The following is a 14257-nucleotide window of genomic DNA, read 5'->3' as shown; positions in this document are numbered from 1 at the left end:
CTGTAAGGCTGTTGCTCCGGCTACTGTTTGGCCGGTTTGATCGATACAGATAGTCTTTTTTGGCTTGTGGAATGTATTATCCCAAACCCCCAAGCCAAAACAGCCATTTGGAAAGCTGCTCGAAATTTTAAGAGAAACTTTTGTCCGAATGGTTGGTGTAGCTTGGGGTGCTAGTACGCAAACTACACCCAGATGATCTCAACCTTACGGTACGCCACCTTCTTACTTTGCCTCGGGCTGTTTATTTTGCCCACCGGTTTTCTCGTAGCCCAACAACTCCCTGTAGACCTTGCCGAATCCCGCATTGCGGTCTCAAGTAACTTACCTTCACCCCAACGCGAGACCATCCTGCGCATGGTGCAGGAAGAAATCCAAAAGCGGACGGGCATTTTCTTGCCGGAGGTAAATACCAACGGAGGCAGTACACCATCCTCCATTATCGCAATCGCACATTCGCGTGACACCTCTCTGGCAGGGTATTCGGTGCCTTCCAAGAGCAAGTTGACGGAACTCGGGGCAGAAGGATACCAGGTCTATGCTGATGCGGGAGAGAGCAGGCCAGTCATCTGGATATTGACTAATGGCGCACGCGGAGCCTTATTTGGTGCCGGGTGGTTATTGCGGAATCTACACATGGAGCGGGATCACCTGTCATTGGCACTGCCAGTGGACGTTGCTACAGCACCGGCCTATCCGATACGGGGGCATCAATTGGGCTATCGAAATACAGCCAATACCTACGACGCCTGGTCACCCGAGCAATACGAGCAATACATCCGGGAATTGGCGATTTTTGGTACCAATGCGGTGGAAACCATTCCCATCATCGACAAGGAGGATGCTACCCTTAGCGTCCACATGAAGACGCCTCCCCTCGAGATGAATCAGCGGATCAGCGAAATCTGTCACAAATATGGAATTGATTTTTGGGCATGGACGCCGGTTACCATTGACCTGATAGATCCAGAGAAACGAGCGGAAGCCTTGATGAAACACGAGGCGTTCTACCGGGAAACCCCTCATATTGACCATATTTTCTTTCCAGGGGGTGATCCAGGACATAATCATCCCCATGAGGTTATGCCCTTTCTAAAAGACCTGCACGAGCGGCTGACAACCTATCATCCCAACGCAGGAATGTGGATATCTCTTCAGGGCTTCAGTGTGGAGCAGGTGGATTACTTCTACAACTACCTGGAAACCCAGCAGCCGGACTGGCTGATGGGTGTGGTGTCCGGACCCAGTAGCCCACCCATAGCGGAGACACGGTTTCGGCTGCCTAGCCGCTATCGGCACCGGCAATACCCCGATATCACCCATACCGTGCGCTGCGAGTTTCCGACACCCAATTGGGACCAGGCCTTTGCGTTGACCTTAGGGCGTGAACCCATCAATCCGGAGCCCTTTTATTATGCCAAAATCCATGAAACCTATGCCCCCTTCACCGACGGTTTTGTGGCGTATTCGGATGGAAGCACAGACAATGTGAACAAGGTAGTCTGGAGCATGCGGGGTTGGGATCCGGAAATGGACGTCACCCAAATCATGGAGGAGTATGCCCGCTTCTTTTTTGGGTCAGCATTGGCCGAAGATGCAGCCAACGGGATTTTTGCGCTGGAGAAAAATTGGGACGGGCCACTCGCCGGCAACGGTGGGGTGGAAGCGACCCTTCACTTCTGGAAAAAGCTTGAAGCAGCATACCCGGAATTGACCCGCGACAACTGGCGCTGGCAGATGTTTTTGGTCAGGGCTTACTACGACGCCTACACCCGCCGCCGGTTAATGTATGAGCAAGGCTTGGAAAAAGCCGCCAACGCCGTACTGCTTGATCCATCGGGATTCGACAGCAGACAGCGCCTGGAGACGGCCTTGGAAATCATCAACCGCGCCGATACCCAGCCCATCAACGTGGACCTGCGGGCGCGTATCGTGGAGTTGTTTGAGGAGTTGTTTCAAAGCATAGGGTTGCAATCCAGTGTGCCCAAGTACCAAGCAAGGGGCTATGAACGTGGAGCGATGCTGGATTTTCTCGACTATCCGTTGAATAACCGATGGTGGCTGGCAGATCAAGCTGCCATACTATTGAATATGAAGAATGAGGAGGAGCGGTTGGCCCACCTCACGAGAATTGCCACCTGGGAAAACCCCGGTCCGGGTAGCTTTTACGACGATATTTCCCATGTGTCCAAGGGACCTCGCGTACAGACCGTTTCCTTTGACGCCACCGATGTGGCTTGGTGGGACAATGGTTTCAGCCGGGAACGTTTGTCTACCCAGTTGTTTCAGAAGACTCCCAAACTACACTACGAAAACCTGGACCCGGGGGCAAGGTACAAGATCCGGGTCTTCGGTTCCGGGGAGGCACTGTTGCGGGTAGATGGCAGGAGGCTTTCTCCCGTCACCTATTCCAAAGACCCCAACACCTTTAAAGAGTGGATTGTCCCGTTGGAGCTTTCCCGTAAGGGCCATCTGGAGGTATCCTTTGACGAGCCCGAGGAGTCCCACCTCAACTGGAGGCAGCATTCCAAGATTTCGGATGTTTGGTTGCTAAAGGAGTAGGGCGGATACAGACCATAGATGGTAAAATTTCCAACCTGAACCGGAAAAATAGCAGCGGGAAATTGTGAATACATGGGATAAGTTCTAGATTTAGACAGAAAGAAAAAAAATCGAACAATCGCTTTGCTAGCCACTGGCTAGTGAAGCATTTTCCTTATGTACAAGATCAATTTCCTATTTCCCGCGATTATCCTAATCCTGTTGGCAGGCTGTTCTGCCCCTTCATCCACCTCTGACCTAGCGTCCAGCTACCCGAATTTCAGTGGGGTTTACCCCCATTTGGCTTATTACAACGAAGAATCCGAGTGTGGCACGGGCGCTGTGGTGCCTTGGGCGGACCGGCTTTGGGTGATTACCTATGGCCCGCATTTGCCCTATGGGTCTTCGGATAAACTCTATGAGATCACCCCCGATCTACAGCAGATTGTGCGACCGGAAAGCATTGGAGGTACCTCTGCCAACCGTATGATTCACGCCGAAAGTCAGCAATTGTTTATAGGTCCTTATGCCATCTCCCAATCCCGAGAGGTGCGGGTGATACCTTACGAACAAATGCCCGGCAGGCATACCGGAAACGCCCGCCACCTTTCCGACCCGAGCGGAAAGATCTATTATGGTACCATGGAGGAAGGATTTTACGAAGTGGACGTACATACGCTGGAAGTCAACACCCTCTATGTGGACGGCAATGTGACCCGGCCACCCGGGGAGCCTTTGGATACAAAATTATTACTCGGAGCCCATGGCAAGGGCCTTTATTCCGGGCAGGGGGTCATGGTTTATTCCAATAACGGTGAATCCGGTCAATGGGCGCTGGAAGAATTTGACATAGAAGCAGGCTCGCTGTATGAGTGGGATGGGAATGAATGGCACATGGTACGCCGAAACCAGTTTGTAGAGGTGACCGGACCGGGAGGCATTCATGGCAATAAAAATCCCGATACCGACCCGATTTGGGCTACGGGATGGGATCATAAGTCGGTTTTACTGGGCGTACGGGCTGCGGATGCAGGTTGGCAATTTTTCCGGCTACCCAAAGCCAGCCATAGCTACGATGGCGCCCATGGATGGAATACCGAATGGCCCCGCATACGGGACGTAGGTACGGAGGATAAGCCCGACTACTTGATGACTATGCACGGGATGTTCTGGAGTTTTCCTTCGGATTTTTCACAGGCAAGCACTTCCGGTATCCGTCCACGGTCAGCCTATCTGAAAGTGATCGGGGATTTTGCCCGTTGGCAGGACCGGGTGGTATTCGGTGCTGACGACTCTGCGAACAAGGAATTCCTGAACAAACGCCGCGCAAAGGGCAGCCTGGAAGGTCCCGGGCAATCCAATTCCAATCTATGGTTTGTTGAGTCGGGTATGCTCGACCGGTTTGGACCCGCTACCGCCAACGCCGCGGTTTGGCTAAACGAAGACGTAGGTGCTGGGATGTCCTCCGAACCTGTGCTTTTCACCGGTTGGGATCACATTACCCTATGGATTCAGAATCAGGGCGCCAAACCAGCCCAGTTTACCTTACAAATCGACCCTTCAGGAAAAGGAGAATGGAAGGACTACCGAAGCTTGGACATCCAACCCGGCGCGTCAGAGACCATTACGTTTGGTGCGGCCGAGCAGGCAGAGTGGATGCGGATCATTCCCAAATCAGCCACCAAAGCCACCGCCCATCTCGCCTATGTGACCCAAGATAGTCGTGGAACCCAACAAGATGCCCTGTTCGCAGGGATCAACAAAGTGGACAACCAACCGGCATCGGGCGCCTTGTTGTATGGATTGGGAGACAATCGACGCAAACTTGGCCTTGCCGCCAAGCGTATGGAGGATGGGAAGTTCGTGGAGGCAGGCTATTATGAGTTGGACGCTTCGATGGAGCTTAACCGTGTGGAGGATCCGGAAATGGAGTCCTTTATCACCACAAAGTTCGCCATTCCGGAGCAGGTGGTCACCGTGGAGGAGGGGTCTGTGTTGGTGGTGGACGACCGCAACCGTCGCTGGCGATTACCTTTGGGGGACAGGAAGTTTGACAGTTGGTCTATGAATGGTCAGATGCGCATCTGCCGGGAAGTGGCAACGGAGCGGGATTTGTTTAACTGCCACGGTACATTCTACGAGCTTCCGGCGGAGAATGCCGATGGTTATGCGAAGATTCGGCCAGTAGCCTCCCATGATTTGCTGGTTACCGACTATGCATCGTACAGAGGTATGTTGGTGATTTCCGGTGTGGATCCAGACATGGCCGATTCGAACCCTCATGTGATCCGGTCCAAAGACAAGCAGCTTGCGGTATGGGCAGGGGTGATCGATGACCTGTGGAAGCTTGGCAAGCCCACCGGCAGTGGCGGGCCATGGGTCAATACGCGAGTGGCAAAGGGAGTTCCTTCCGATCCCTATTTGTTTGGTTTCTACGATAATAAAAGGGTGGAGTTAAAGCACTCGGCTACCACGCCGGTTATATTCAGCATCCAGTTCGAGCCTGTTGGTCATGGGCCATGGCTTACATGGAAACAAATCACCGTACCACCGGGAGAAACCATTCAACTTGAGTTTCCGAAGGGCTTGGAGGCTCGTTGGGTAAGGCTTGTATCAGACAGCGATTGCGAGGCAACAGCTTGGTTTACCTATGACTGAATCTTTTGACTAAGCCGCATGGTATACCCGCCTATCTATTCTTTACGGGAAAACCAGCGGCCTTTAAAAAACTAACGATTTTATGACTCTCAGATATATTAGCCTTTCAATGATTGCCCTGCTTTTGGTTGCTTGTTCGGCAGAAAAGCAACCATCCAATAGTGCACCAAATATCATCTATATATTGGCCGATGACCTGGGATATGGAGATCTGGGGTGTTATGGACAGCAAAAGATTGAAACCCCTCATATTGATGCGCTTGCCGCAGGCGGTATGTTGTTTACCCAACACTATTCCGGCTCTCCGGTATGTGCCCCTGCAAGGGCCGTACTGCTCACGGGACAGCACAGTGGCAGGGCGCAGGTGCGGGGCAATGACGAGTGGGCCGATCGGGGAGACGTATGGAATTATCTGGCCATGCTGGCAGACTCGACCTTGGAGGGTCAGCGGCCGATTGCAGAAGGAACGGTCACGCTGGGAACTTTACTTCAGGGAGCCGGATATACTACGGCTATCGTCGGAAAGTGGGGCCTGGGTGCACCACATACCGTAGGTGTCCCTAATAAACAGGGCTTCGATTACTTTTTCGGATACAATTGCCAACGACAGGCGCATACGTTATATCCGCTCCATCTCTGGGAAAACGACCGTCGGGTTTACCTAAGAAACGATACCATCGCGCCAAATAAAAGACTGTCCGATGGGACTGATCCCTATGTGTTGGAAAACTATTCCGATTATTTTCTGACTGATTACGCACCGGATATAATGTTTGAGCGCATCACGGATTTTGTCTCCAAGCAGCAGAAAGATCCTTTTTTTCTGTACTGGGCCTCGCCCATTCCCCACGTACCCCTGCAGGTACCAAGGAAGTGGATTGACTACTATGTGGAGAAATTTGGTGAAGAAGAACCCTATCTGGGGAACAATTCCTACTTTCCGGCCCGCTACCCCAGGGCCACCTATGCGGCTATGGTCAGTTATCTTGATGAGCAGGTTGGGCAGTTGGTGCAGCAGCTAAAAGATCAGGGTATTTACGACAATACGCTGATTATATTCACCTCCGACAATGGACCGACTTTTAATGGCGGTACAGACTCACCGTGGTTTAACAGTGCAGGGCCCTTTCGGGAAGAGCAGGGCTTTGGTAAAGGGTATCTCTACGAAGGAGGAATTCGCGTGCCCATGATCGCTTCCTGGCCAGAGGTGATTCAAAAGGGGGCAAGGAGTGACCACATCTCAGCTTTTTACGATGTCATGCCCACACTGGCAGAGATAGCAGGCGTAACGGAGACCTTTGACTCGGACGGAGTCAGCTTTTTCCCTGTGCTCAAAGGAGAAAAACAGCCCGAGCATGACTATTTGTACTGGGAATTCCCATCCTATGGGGGCCAAATGGCCATCAGGATGGGTAAATGGAAAGCACTTCGGTTGAACATGCAGGAGGAAACCTCCGAATGGCAGCTTTTTGACTTGGAAAAAGACCCCATGGAACAGGTAAATCTGGCGGAGGAACATCCGGACCTTGTCCAAAAGGTGGAGCAAATCGTGGCACAGGCTCACGTGCCGGCTGCCAATCCTAGGTGGCGCTTTGCTGCATTGGGTGAGTGATTTGAAATTTGTTACTCCCAAGGGAAAGGATACGACGACGGCTACCTTCATAGGTTAAGATATTCAACCTGAGGATTAGAACTCCTACCACGGTTTGGCGGGTGAACTAACGAATTGTAAATGCCAAAAACGGCTGACCTCAGGTTGAATGCCATTGGGAGGGTGAAAAAAAATTAGCCTACTGAAATTTTTTTTCACCCTCGTTATTGTAAGTTTAGAGTACTGGAAATCCGATACGGATCGAAGTACGGGTGGGGGTCAAATTTTATAGCTTTCGGCCTCGCTCTTTCCTTCATAAAATGGAAAAAACGATGAACAATCGTCAACTGGTATTCATCCTATTGGTGTTATTGGGTGCCTTGTTCGGCAACTCCATAGCGCATGTTGCAAACAATGGCTTCGAATGGGAGCGTGACCGCTTGCTCGTTATTTCGGTAGCTGCTACTGCCTTGGGGATTTTGGTAGGTGGCGCATCGGCTTTGGCTATCCGCCGAGGTAATCGTTACGAATAGGGCAAATACAGTTCGTTTATTAGCATGTCTTTTTATGGCCATCGATCGGGTACCGTATGCTTATTCAGGATCCGCTGCGCTTCTTTCTGTACCCCTTCCCATTTCTGGGCTTTCCAGATATGCTCCCGGGCAAATTTTCCGGAGGTCTCCAGGTCCACGATGGGAAGGGGATAGTCGTTGCCCAACCGAAATCCATACAGCGTCGATTCGATACCGGTGATTTTCCAGGGTTCGTGAAGGAGGTGAAGCGGTAAAGCTGCCAGTTCGGGAACCCATTTTTTGATAAAGGACCCATCGGCATCGTGCTCCAAGGATTGCTTGACCGGGTTATAGATTCTTACGGTGTTGATCCCTGTCACCCCGGCCTGCATCTGTAACTGCGGGTAGTGAATGCCGGGTTCAAAATCCAGGAACATTCGCGCTAAATGGGCTGCACCTGCCCGCCAATCCTGAAAAAGGTGATGGGTCAAAAAGGACACCAACATGGCCCGCATTCTGAAATTCAGGTATCCAGTCTCCCGCAGGCAGCGCATGCAGGCATCTAACAGGGGATATCCCGTCATTCCGGCTTCCCAAGCGGTTATTTTGTGTTCATCGCTTGGCTTCAAAAAGTCATCAAAGCCCCGGTTGATGTGTTCATACTCCATCCTGCACTCCATTTCAAATTTCTGGATAAAGTGGCAATGCCAGCGTAGCCGGGATTGAAAATTCGTCAGGTTTTTGGTCTGGAAACCCTCCTTCTTTTTTTTCTCCGCAGCCTGGTAAACCTGTCGGATGGACAGGTTGCCCCAAGCCAGGTAGGGCGACAGCCGACTGCATCCTGTCCGGCTCAACAGAGGTTTCGATATATGCCGGTTGTAGTTTTTGACTCGCTCCTTGAAAAAGGAATCCGCATATTTCCAGGCAGTAGACTCTCCACCTTGTTGCATGCCGGGTTGGGGCGTTTTCCATTCCTCCGGTATTACAAGGGAAGACAAGCTATGCAAGAAGGCATTGGAAAGGGTATAGTATTTTCCTTTTTGCAGGTCGGGATTTTCTTGCGCCGCGGACATGAGGGTGTACCAATCCTGGGACCAGTTTTTCCGGTTTTTTCTGCCTCGTTGTACACCTTGTTGGGAAAATTCCTGCCAGTATATGCCCTTGGTTCTGAAAAACGCTGCGACCCGCTTATCCCGTTCGTAGGTGATTTGGATCCCGGTTTCCTGATGGGAAAAGACGTTTTTTACCTCGTACACTTGTGTTAATCGCTGGAATAAATGTAGCGGGTCAAGGTAAAAAATATGAATACGCGCATCGAAAGGTTGCAATCGGACCGATAAATCACTCAAACTTTGCCAAACAAATCGCCAATGTCGGGTGTCCGACTTGGGAGAGGCGATTAGGTCAGGTTCAAAGCAATAGACTAATATCAGGGGAAGGCCATCCGCTATGGCGTTTTTGAGCGGAGCATGGTCGCCCAGCCTCAGATCCCGCTTAAACCAAACCACATTGACCTGTTCCATTTTGGTAGGAACTAGGGATGGGGGTAAAAGTTTTATTATAAAATGGAAAGAGTTAGTTTTAGGAGGTGGAAAAACTTTGGCGTTTTAAAAAGTGTTTGGGCCACACCTTTTAGGGAAAGTTTTTTAAGATTCTTCCAGGGATATATGGCAGCTAAACTCCATACGACGTGTTTGCTAGCAGCATGCGTAGAGAACGACACGACAACAAGAAAATGAAAGACAAAAACAGTAACCAGCTTGACAGGTGACCAATATATAGACCATATTTCAAACGGACAGCGAGTAAGCCGACCCTTCGCAAATGCCGACCCTTCGCGAATACCGCTGAAAAACATACAAATCCGTGCGCAAAGCCAAAAGAGCCATTTTTTGCCAACGCACCGACAAGAATGATAACTTTACGAATTGATGGTAATTGAGCCAGTCGAAATTAAAACAGAGATAAATAATGTTCGAGCAGACTTTTAAAAATATAGATGACATACTTCACAAAGACGCAGGTTGCGGAAGTGAACTCGATTACGTGGAGCAAACCTCTTGGATTTTGTTTCTCAAATATTTGGACGACCTAGAGAAAGACCGTGCCACAGCAGCCGAACTTACAGGCAAGTCTTACACGCCTATCATTGACAAGGAATACCAATGGTCTGTTTGGGCCATGCCTAAAATCACCTCCCCCAATGGGGGAGGCCGGGAGGAGGTTCTCGACCACCACAATGCCCTGACAGGAGATGACCTTACCGACTTTGTAAACAACAAACTGTTCCCTTACCTCAAAAAGTTTAAGCTCAGTGCCGAAAGTGCCGATACCATTGAATACAAGATTGGGGAGATTTTCAGCGAACTGAAAAACCGTATACAAAGCGGCTACAATTTGCGTGAAGTAATTAACCGCATTGACGAATTGCGTTTCCGCACCCACGCAGAGAAGCACGAAATGAGCCACCTGTATGAAGACAAAATAAAAAATATGGGTAATGCAGGGCGAAACGGTGGCGAATATTACACCCCCCGACCACTGATTACCACCATCGTCAAAGTGGTAGATCCTAAAATTGGTGACAAGATCTATGACGGTGCTGTGGGTTCTGCGGGTTTCCTCTGCGAAGCCTTTTCCTATCTGAATAAACCGGGACTTTCTACCAAAGATTGGGAAACCCTTCAAAAACGCACCTTCTACGGAAAGGAGAAAAAATCATTGGCCTACATCATTGGCATTATGAATATGATTTTTCATGGAGTGGAAGCTCCCAATATCATTCATACCAATACGCTAGCCGAAAACCTGGCCGACATACAGGAAAAAGACCGCTATGATGTAGTGCTGGCCAATCCGCCTTTTGGCGGAAAGGAACGTGCCGAAGTGCAACAAAACTTCCCGATTAAAACAGGCGAAACCGCTTCACTCTTTTTGCAGCATTTCATTAAGATTTTGAAAGCAGGTGGCAGGGCAGGTGTGGTAATTAAAAATACCTTTTTGAGCAATACCGACAGTGCTACGGTGGCCATACGCAAAACCTTGTTGGAAAACTGCAACCTGCATACCGTGTTGGATTTGCCGGGCGGAACATTTACCGGTGCAGGCGTAAAAACCGTAGTGCTGTTTTTCGAAAAAGGTAAACCCACGCAGAAAGTTTGGTTTTATCAATTGAACCTTGACCGCAATTTGGGCAAGACCAATCCACTGAACGAAAACGACTTAGCGGATTTTGTAGCACTACAGAAAACCTTTGCCGATAGTGATAATTCTTGGACAGTAAATGTGGCTAACATTGACCAAAATACGTTTGACCTAAGCGTAAAGAACCCGAACAAAAAGGAAGTGGTTCGACTCCGCTTACCACACGATATTTTGGAAGAAATGAAAGCATTGGATGAAGAAAGTGCGGAGATATTAGAAGCAATTAAAAGTCTGATTTAATATGAAAGACGAAATTGTTTTATATCGCCCAGATGAGTTGGCACAGCATATTGAAGTGCGCTTGGACGAGGAAGGAGAAACGCTTTGGCTCACCCAAGAGCAAATTGCTCAACTTTTTGGAAGAGAAAGAAGTGTTATTACCAAGCACCTAAAAAACATTTTTAAAGAGGGAGAATTAGAGGAAAAAGTGGTTAGTGCATTTTTTGCACATACCACTTCACATGGGGCAATTGCCGGAAAGACCCAAACTAAAAATGTGAAGTTTTACAATCTTGATGCGATTTTATCAGTGGGATATCGGGTCAATTCCAAGCAAGGCACTCTATTCCGCATTTGGGCAAACCGTATTCTAAAAGAGTATTTGCTGAAAGGCTATGCCATCAACAACCGAATGAATCGATTGGAAGATAATCTCGATTCACTCTCGAAAAAAGTCAATCAGATTGACCTGCAAATAAACACCCACCTCATCCCCACCCAAGGCGTATTCTTTGACGGACAAATATTTGATGCGTATGAATTAGCTTCTCGCATCATCCGCTCAGCAAAGGAAAGCATAGTACTAATTGATAATTACATAGACGAAAACACCCTTACCCACTTAGCTAAAAAGAACAAAGGCGTAAAGGTGTACCTGCTCACTAAAAATGTGAATAAACAACTCACATTAGACATTAAAAAGGCTAATGAACAATATGGCAACTTTACAGCAAAAGTATTTACCCACAGCCACGACCGCTTTTTGATAATTGACGGCATAGAAGTTTATCACTTGGGTGCTTCGCTGAAAGATTTGGGTAAAAAATGGTTTGCGTTTTCTAAGCTGGAAACCAAATCGGTAGAAGGAATTTTGAACGAAATAAAGGAATTGGTATGAACATTCGACAAGCTCAGTTACCAGAAGGTTGGGAAATAAAGAAGTTGGGGGATGTTTTGGTGAAAACTGAAATGGTTGACCCTACTAAATGCCCTGAAAAAGAGTTTACCTACCTTGATGTTTCAAGCGTTAACAAAGAAACAAAGGTAATTGAAGGTCCAGCTGTTTTACTTGGAAAAGATGCTCCAAGCCGAGCAAGAAAATTAGTTAAAGTAAATGATGTGATTTTTGCTACTGTTAGACCAACACACAGCAGAGTTGCATTAATTACAAAAGAATATGACGGACAAGTTTGCAGCACTGGATATATCGTTTTGCGTGGTAAAGAAAACATTAACAACAAGTATCTATTCTATTTTTTGCTTACAGATGAATTTAATAAGCAAATGGAGAAACTCCAAAAAGGTGCAAGTTATCCAGCGGTGACTGATACAGAAGTAAAAGGTGTTTTTCTTCGTTATCCAAAATTCCTCCCCGAACAACAACGCATTGTTTCCATTTTAGAACGTTGCTTTGCCGCCATAGACAAGGCAAAAGCCAATGCCGAACAAAACCTCAAAAACGCCAAAGAACTTTTTGAAAGCTATTTGCAGGGGGTGTTTGAGAAAAAATGTGATGGTTGGGAAGAGAAGAATTTGGGTGAAGTTGTAGGCAAAATAATGACAGGACCATTTGGTAGTATGCTTCATCAATCAGATTATGTTGAAGAAGGGATACCTGTTGTAAATCCACAGAATATAGTTGATGGTAAGATTGTTCCATTGTCAAAGACAATGATTAATCAAGATACATTTTCGAGACTTGCAAAATACGCTTTGATACTTGGTGATATTGTAATTGCACGAAGGGGCGAAATGGGAAGATGTGCGGTTGTAAGGAAAGAAAATATAAATTGGTTATGCGGAACAGGTAGTTTTGTTATTCGAGTGAATCCCAAAAAGGCAGACAGCAATTTTTTAAATTTAATTCTAAGTTCAAACTCTGTAAAGCAACAACTTGAAAAATCTTCTATTGGTGCAACAATGAGTAATTTAAATCAAACAATTCTTTCTGAATTACCGATTAGAATTCCATCAGTAGAAGAACAACAAACCATCGTCCGCCAATTAGATGCCCTGCGCGCCGAAACACAAAAGCTGGAAGCGGTGTATCGGAAGAAGATTGCCGATTTGGAGGAGTTGAAGAAAAGTATTTTGCAGAAGGCTTTTACAGGAGAGTTAACCAGGGAGGAGGTTGAGATATGAATTCGTTAAGGAGCTTAAAAATTAAATCTCCGGCAGGTGATCCATTTTTGAATTGTAAGTTAGGGAGGAAAAAATATGCAGAAACCCTCACTCAAATCATTAATAGCTATTCAGATGGATTTGTATTATCTATAAATAATAAATGGGGGGAAGGAAAAACCACATTTATTGAAATGTGGATTAAATATTTAAACTTATCTCAGAATGGTTTTAAAACAATTTACTTTAATGCATGGGAACATGATTTTGGTCACGATCCTATGGCAGCTATCTTGTCAGAAATAAAGACTTTAAACATTGATAATGGAGCAAAACTTAATGAAATTATTCAAAAGGCCGGAAAATTATCGGTACATGCTCTACCCATTCTATTAAAAGCTTTAGCTGAAGAGTATATTGATACAGAGACAATTACAAAAGGGGTTGAAGAAATTAGTAAAAAGTCTATTGAAATTTTCAAAACTGAAGTCGATGAATATTCAAAGAAAAAGCAAAGTTTAGAAGAGTTTAAAGAAGCTTTAGAGGAATATGTTTCCTGTTTATCAAAGCCATTAATATTTTTTATTGATGAATTAGATCGATGCAATCCTAAATATGCTGTAGAAGTTTTGGAGATTGTAAAACACTTTTTTTCTGTAAAAGGAATTGTTTTTGTTTTATCTGTTGATAAAGAACAACTTGGAAATGCTATAAGAGGATATTATGGAAGTGATAATATTGATTCAGATGAATATTTGAGGAGATTTCTTGATTTGGAATTCACAATTCCTTCACCTCCTATTAGAGATTTTTTAAAACTTATTTTCGAAAATTCAGGAGTATCAACTTTTATTGAAAATCCAGAAAGACTAAAACAATATTATGGTAGAAATGAAAAGGATTATTTTTACAACATGGCGAACACCTTGTTTTCTCAAAGCGGTTCAAACTTAAGAACAATAGAAAAAATAATTTCACATCTAGCCATAGTTTTAAAAACCTTCAATGTAAAAGATAGAGCTTTTCCCGAAATTCTATTTCTTTTACTATTCTTAAAGTTTGAGAAAACTAATTTTTATAATAGCTTAAAAAATAAGCAACTTCAATATCAGGATTTGTTAAATGGATTCCATGACTCTATTGATCTTAAAATTAAGAATAATAGTAATATTAATTTTTATTCAATTGAAGGATTGTTAATTTATCTTTATCATAAATCAGTTACTAAAAACATGAGCAGGAAATTGATTGAAATTAATGATGACAATAAAGATTTGAAATTTGAGCCAAAATTCGGAACAAAAGAGGAAATTATAAAAGTAATAGAGCTATTTGAAGAAGAAGGGTTAGATGGTATATCGGACCTTGATGATTTGTTGACTAAAATTGAAATTTTAGATTCTTTAAAATAAAA

The 14257-nt window shown here is 46.1% G+C and carries 9 protein-coding genes; 8 read left to right on the top strand and 1 reads right to left on the bottom strand.

The window, feature by feature from the left end:
* Positions 1–192: 192 nt before the first annotated feature.
* From IAQ59_RS02420 to IAQ59_RS02405, 4 genes are all read left to right on the top strand, one after another.
* On the top strand, positions 193–2559 hold the full coding sequence (locus IAQ59_RS02420) for a hypothetical protein (RefSeq protein WP_245189386.1): 2367 nt from the start codon (positions 193–195) through the stop codon (positions 2557–2559).
* A gap of 156 nt (positions 2560–2715) precedes the next feature.
* Positions 2716–5196, top strand: a complete 2481-nt coding sequence (locus IAQ59_RS02415) for a hypothetical protein (protein ID WP_209329187.1) — start codon at positions 2716–2718, stop codon at positions 5194–5196.
* Positions 5197–5278: 82 nt separating this feature from the next.
* A complete protein-coding gene (locus IAQ59_RS02410) occupies positions 5279–6808 on the top strand; it encodes an arylsulfatase (RefSeq protein WP_209329186.1) in 1530 nt (509 codons plus the stop codon).
* A gap of 311 nt (positions 6809–7119) precedes the next feature.
* Entirely contained in the window at positions 7120–7320 is a 201-nt protein-coding gene (locus IAQ59_RS02405; RefSeq protein ID WP_209329185.1) for a hypothetical protein, read from the top strand.
* Between the two features lie 32 nt (positions 7321–7352).
* Here the strand turns inward: IAQ59_RS02405 and IAQ59_RS02400 are convergent, their stop codons facing one another.
* Positions 7353–8822, bottom strand: coding sequence for a cryptochrome/deoxyribodipyrimidine photo-lyase family protein (locus tag IAQ59_RS02400; RefSeq protein WP_209329184.1), 1470 nt, complete (start codon positions 8820–8822; stop codon positions 7353–7355).
* Between the two features lie 448 nt (positions 8823–9270).
* Here IAQ59_RS02400 and IAQ59_RS02395 point away from each other — a divergent pair, with 448 nt between their 5' ends.
* The 4 genes from IAQ59_RS02395 to IAQ59_RS02380 are packed head-to-tail and all read left to right on the top strand — an operon-like array spanning position 9271 to position 14255.
* The gene (locus IAQ59_RS02395) at positions 9271–10743 is read left to right on the top strand and encodes a class I SAM-dependent DNA methyltransferase (RefSeq protein ID WP_209329183.1); all 1473 of its coding nucleotides are present in this window, start codon (positions 9271–9273) and stop codon (positions 10741–10743) included.
* A 1-nt stretch (position 10744) separates the two neighbouring features.
* The gene (rhuM, locus tag IAQ59_RS02390) at positions 10745–11620 is read left to right on the top strand and encodes a RhuM family protein (protein ID WP_209329182.1); all 876 of its coding nucleotides are present in this window, start codon (positions 10745–10747) and stop codon (positions 11618–11620) included.
* The gene (locus IAQ59_RS02385) at positions 11617–12864 is read left to right on the top strand and encodes a restriction endonuclease subunit S (protein WP_209329181.1); all 1248 of its coding nucleotides are present in this window, start codon (positions 11617–11619) and stop codon (positions 12862–12864) included. The genes rhuM and IAQ59_RS02385 overlap by 4 nt, the downstream gene beginning before the upstream one ends.
* Positions 12861–14255: a KAP family P-loop NTPase fold protein gene (locus tag IAQ59_RS02380; RefSeq protein ID WP_209329180.1), complete on the top strand. Its 1395-nt coding sequence runs from the start codon at positions 12861–12863 to the stop codon at positions 14253–14255. Before IAQ59_RS02385 ends, IAQ59_RS02380 begins: the two co-directional genes overlap by 4 nt.
* The last annotated feature ends 2 nt before the right edge of the window (positions 14256–14257 follow it).

The sequence above is a fragment of the Lunatimonas salinarum genome (assembly GCF_017811155.1).
In the GTDB taxonomy this organism is placed as follows: domain Bacteria; phylum Bacteroidota; class Bacteroidia; order Cytophagales; family Cyclobacteriaceae; genus Lunatimonas; species Lunatimonas salinarum.
Note: the sequence above shows the minus strand (reverse complement) of the source record. Positions and strands in the feature narration are given on the sequence as shown.

Coding starts and splice junctions, on each gene's coding strand:
- IAQ59_RS02420 (WP_245189386.1), top strand. CDS start 193: ATGATCTCAACCTTACGGTACGCCACCTTCTTACTTTGCCTCGGGCTG.
- IAQ59_RS02415 (WP_209329187.1), top strand. CDS start 2,716: ATGTACAAGATCAATTTCCTATTTCCCGCGATTATCCTAATCCTGTTG.
- IAQ59_RS02410 (WP_209329186.1), top strand. CDS start 5,279: ATGACTCTCAGATATATTAGCCTTTCAATGATTGCCCTGCTTTTGGTT.
- IAQ59_RS02405 (WP_209329185.1), top strand. CDS start 7,120: ATGAACAATCGTCAACTGGTATTCATCCTATTGGTGTTATTGGGTGCC.
- IAQ59_RS02400 (WP_209329184.1), bottom strand. CDS start 8,822: ATGGAACAGGTCAATGTGGTTTGGTTTAAGCGGGATCTGAGGCTGGGC.
- IAQ59_RS02395 (WP_209329183.1), top strand. CDS start 9,271: ATGTTCGAGCAGACTTTTAAAAATATAGATGACATACTTCACAAAGAC.
- rhuM (WP_209329182.1), top strand. CDS start 10,745: ATGAAAGACGAAATTGTTTTATATCGCCCAGATGAGTTGGCACAGCAT.
- IAQ59_RS02385 (WP_209329181.1), top strand. CDS start 11,617: ATGAACATTCGACAAGCTCAGTTACCAGAAGGTTGGGAAATAAAGAAG.
- IAQ59_RS02380 (WP_209329180.1), top strand. CDS start 12,861: ATGAATTCGTTAAGGAGCTTAAAAATTAAATCTCCGGCAGGTGATCCA.